At 60.3% G+C, this 1,162-nt stretch carries 2 protein-coding genes; both read right to left on the bottom strand.

Annotated features, from left to right (window positions below; all coding sequences use genetic code 11):
* Positions 1-572: ABC transporter substrate-binding protein (locus QZ269_RS13150; protein WP_291427147.1), on the bottom strand; the 572-nt coding region annotated here is incomplete at its 3' end.
* Between the two features lie 170 nt (positions 573-742).
* The coding region (locus tag QZ269_RS13145) for an ABC transporter substrate-binding protein (protein ID WP_291427146.1) at positions 743-1,162 on the bottom strand (420 nt) is incomplete at its 5' end.

Below are 1,162 nucleotides of genomic sequence, written 5' to 3'. Positions count from 1 at the left end.
CCCTGATCCTTGGCGGTCTGCTGGAACGTGCCGGTTTCGGACACCGAGAAGGCGTCATTCTGCGCGTACAGCACCGCCACCTTCTTGACTTTGGGGTCGAGCTTCAGAGCGGCCCGCACCGCGTAGGGCGCAACCACGGCGACCGGAGCCGACACCCGCCCGACGTACTCGCCGATTTGCGGAATGCCCTTGGCGGTGTTGCTTGGCCCCAGAACCGGCACTTTGGCGCGGTCGGCAATAGGATCGGCGGCGAACGCCTGCTGCGAGATCGTCGGCCCCACGATGCCCACCACATGCTCCTTGCTAATCAGGTTTTGAAAGGCATTGATGGCCGTGTTCTCGTCGCCCGCCGTGTCCTGAAAGACCAGCTTGAAGGGCGTGCCGTTGATGCCTCCACGGGCGTTGAGAAACTTCTCGGCAAAGCGTGCGCCGATCACTTGTTCTTGCCCCAGCAGCGCCGTGTTGCTGGTCTGGGACACGCCGATGCCGATAGCCACGGGGGTTTCGACCTTCTGGGCACCGGCGTGGGTCAGGCCCAAAGCTAAAAGTGTGCTGACGATGCTGCGTTTCATGACTGCCTCCTGAGTGCTGTCGTCCGGTCTGGCCCGGAATTCAAGTTGTGCATGCGGTCACTATGAGTGGAAAGTTAAACCAAGTCAAGACGGCTGAGCAAAAAGCGGGCAGAAATGAACCGTAATGATTCATCTCTGCCGCTCTGATCCCAGTGCTCGGGTGCAGGGGTTTACTTCAGGTACACGTAACCGCCGGTCTTGGCATCCTTCATCTTGATCTGGGCCACGTAGAACTCTTTCTGGTTCACTTCGCCTTCCTTATCGAAGCTGATGGTACCCAGCGGCGTGTTGTACTTGCCCGCCAGAATCTGCCTGTTCAGCTCGGTGCGCAGCGCGGGCAGCTCCCAGGTGCTCAGCTTTTTCTTGTGGTCAATGGCCCGCAGTGCCTCGACAATCACTTGCACGCCCGCGTAAGCCTGGGCAGCGAACTGGGGCGGGTCTTTCTTGTACTGGGCGCGGTAATCCTTGACGAACAGCTGGTTCACGCTGCTGCTCTGGGCGGGGCTGTACGCCTGCGCCACGATCACGCCGTCGCACAGCTTCTGGCAGACCGGGAACATGTTAGAGGTGTTCAGGCCGTTACCGCCCAC

This window comes from Deinococcus sp. (assembly GCF_018260405.1).
Classification (GTDB): Bacteria; Deinococcota; Deinococci; order Deinococcales; family Deinococcaceae; genus Deinococcus.
Note: the sequence above shows the minus strand (reverse complement) of the source record. Positions and strands in the feature narration are given on the sequence as shown.